The 2821-nt window shown below is 40.0% G+C and carries 5 protein-coding genes; 3 read left to right on the top strand and 2 right to left on the bottom strand.

What is annotated here, in order from left to right:
* The coding region (locus CXF78_RS19160) for a hypothetical protein (protein ID WP_145991569.1) at positions 1 to 212 on the bottom strand (212 nt) is incomplete at its 3' end.
* Between the two features lie 254 nt (positions 213 to 466).
* Here CXF78_RS19160 and CXF78_RS19155 point away from each other — a divergent pair.
* The 3 genes from CXF78_RS19155 (at position 467) to CXF78_RS19145 (ending at position 2646) form a co-directional block, all read left to right on the top strand.
* Positions 467 to 1150 (top strand): PAQR family membrane homeostasis protein TrhA, encoded by a 684-nt coding sequence (locus CXF78_RS19155; RefSeq protein ID WP_102037651.1) that lies wholly within the window; start codon positions 467 to 469, stop codon positions 1148 to 1150.
* 116 nt (positions 1151 to 1266) lie between these two features.
* Entirely contained in the window at positions 1267 to 1611 is a 345-nt protein-coding gene (locus CXF78_RS19150) for an MGMT family protein (RefSeq protein WP_165871067.1), read from the top strand.
* 75 nt (positions 1612 to 1686) lie between these two features.
* Positions 1687 to 2646, top strand: coding sequence for a DUF3108 domain-containing protein (locus tag CXF78_RS19145; protein WP_102037652.1), 960 nt, complete (start codon positions 1687 to 1689; stop codon positions 2644 to 2646).
* Here CXF78_RS19145 and CXF78_RS19140 read toward each other — a convergent pair.
* On the bottom strand, positions 2632 to 2821 hold a 190-nt coding region (locus tag CXF78_RS19140), incomplete at its 5' end, for a class II glutamine amidotransferase (RefSeq protein ID WP_180957220.1). The genes CXF78_RS19145 and CXF78_RS19140 overlap by 15 nt on opposite strands.

Here is a 2821-nt window from a genome sequence, read left to right as displayed (position 1 = left end):
AACTGAATTTCATCAGCGACTTGTTGTTGATGATGTTGTAATTCATTTTCATCTATCACTTCATCTTCTTTCTCAACAAAAGGTGTCACGTCTTTGTTAAATTCAATGTTAGCGTTTTCAACCCGCGGTGATGGCATGTTGCCCCAATGCGGAACAGCGCTATTGGTTGTAGTAGATTGAAGCGAACTCGACTGATGGTTTTTTTCAGGCATATAGACTAACTCACCAAGAATGATCGGTTAAGTATAACGTTATAAACCTCATTAAGTAGCACCTTTTTATGAGGTTTATGGATGAATTGAATTAACAAATATTTACCCTATCGAGCGTTAAATTAGCATTATAAGTAACATAAATGGATACTTTATTTTCAGCTTACACGTGTTCACCTAAATATGGCTATTAAGTATTGAGACTGTTAGACTAGCGGTGCTCAAAATCCAATCAGCACTATTTACAGGATATTATGAATTCATTATCAAACACTCTGGCATCTCAGCAAACAGTTATCGAATCCACTGGATCAGATTACTGCCAAGCGGAAGAAAAAGCCAATGCCCTTTCACATGCATTAGGTATTGTTGCCGGCATCATCGGCTTAATCTTAATGCTGATAAAAGCACCCGATCATTTAACCTTTGTGCAAATTACAGGTGTGGTAATTTATGGTATTAGTATTATCGCTTTGTTTCTTGCCTCTACATTATATCACTCCAGCAAAAGTGCATTGTGGCGCAAACGCTATAAAATGGCAGACCACTGTGCTATTTACACTTTGATTGCAGGCACTTACACGCCAATGATGCTAATTAGTTTACAAAGCACACAAGCCACTGTGGTACTTACTGCTATTTGGTCTTTAGCTTTGGGCGGGGTTATCTTTAAAACATTGTTTATCGGTCGGTTTAAGGCCTTTAGTGTAGTGTTGTATTTAGTGATGGGTTGGTTATGTGTCACTGTGATGGGCGACTTAAAAACTCACATGAGTGACTTAGGCTTAAGCTTACTCCTTGTAGGCGGTTTATTTTATAGTCTTGGGGTGATTTTCTATGTAGGAAAACGCATTCCGTTTAATCACGCCATTTGGCATTTATTTGTGCTTGGTGGGGCATTCAGCCATTTTTTATGTATTTATCTCACCGTACTATAACGCTCTAAAGACAATATCACTTCTCAAAAAATTGCGGTTGTACTATGGCCGCAATTTTTCTATTATCTGTTGCTAATACACAGCTAACTCTGCTTAAAGACGCTATATGGAAACACATGACTAAACTGACGCCAATGGAGCGAATATGGTTTATTGTTAATATTATCCCTCAAGGCACTGTGCTACCTTATGGAATTGTCGCTGATTTAGCAGGGTTACCTGGTCGTGCGCGTTATGTCTCTAGAGCATTGAAATTAGCGCCTGAAACGCTTGCGCTCCCATGGCATAGGGTTATCAATAGTCAAGGTAGGATTTCCTTCGCAAAAAATACCGAACCTTTTCAAACACAGCAAGAATTACTAAGATTAGAAGGTATAACAGTGAACGTAGGCAAGATTTCGTTGTCTCAATATCAATGGAAACCCGATCTAGCCACCTTAGTAATGACATTACCGTTTTAATCTTAGCCTATTCAGAATTCTAAACTTTAAGGTAATTATACATTGGTCAATAAATTAACTCGCTTATTCACTCTGATGTTGTGCACTAGCCCTGTCTTATTCGTACAGGCCTCTGACAACCGACAACTCACTGCAGATACTGAGTCTACGGCTAAATTGACTGTGTCAGAAACTGCTGTGATTGCAGAAAAACTCGAGCAAATTGATGTCCCGGCCTCATTAAGTGCCATTGAACAGGCTGCTATTTTATCGCCATTAACGGCCCACAGTGCAAAATACAATGTGTTTTATGGCAGTTTCGAATTAGGCGAAGCAAATTATCGTTTACCTGCAACCGACAGCGGCTTTTACAGCTATCATTTCGACAGCGATGTCAGCTTATTAATGCTGTCTGATCAGCGTCATCTTACCAGCGAATTCACCCTTGAAAACGGCAAATTGGTGCCATTTAGATACATACAAGAACGCACTGGAACAGGCAGTGATTACACTGAACAGACTGCTTTTGCCAAAGCACAGAAATTTATTCACACCATTTATAAGCAAGAAGCATTAAAACTGCCATACGAAGAAAAGGTGTTTGATCCGTTAATGGTTCAATTACAATTCAGAATGGATCTCGCGGCCAATATACGCCCATTAGATTATAAAATGGTCAAAGAAAAAGAAGTCGATGACTATCAATTTAGAGTTATAGGCAAAGAAAAAGTCACAATAAAAAGCGGAACTTACGATACGGTTAAAGTTGAAGTGGTGCGTGACAGTACCAAAAGACAAACATTTTTCTGGATGGCGCCTGATTTAGCCTATCTACCTGTACGTTTAAGCCATTTTTCTAAAGGCAGTAAGCAACTCGATATTCAGCTAGCAAGCTACCAATTTGAACAACCATTGCCACCCATGACGCCTGTCGTCATCGATGGCCCTAAGCCTGAAGCTTCAACTGCTGTGGATGAACTGATCTCTGAAGCTGAAAATGAAGCAGGTATTAGTGAGTCTGAATTAGACGAAATTAAACAGTTAGCCGTTGATTAGCTCGCCTTTACGGAATAACTTCCACTCACCCGGTTGTAAAACCACCCAATTTTCATTGTTGGTTAATGGTCGAGTCGCAATCACAGTCACCACGTCATTCGGTGTGGTTTCCTGACTAAAATCGATGACAACATCAGTATCAATCAACGTTGCCTGTCCAAATGGAGCGCGGCGG

Origin of the sequence: Shewanella sp. 11B5 (genome assembly GCF_002836795.1) — a bacterium.
GTDB lineage: Bacteria > Pseudomonadota > Gammaproteobacteria > Enterobacterales > Shewanellaceae > Shewanella > Shewanella frigidimarina.
This window is presented reverse-complemented; position numbering and strand designations above follow the sequence as displayed.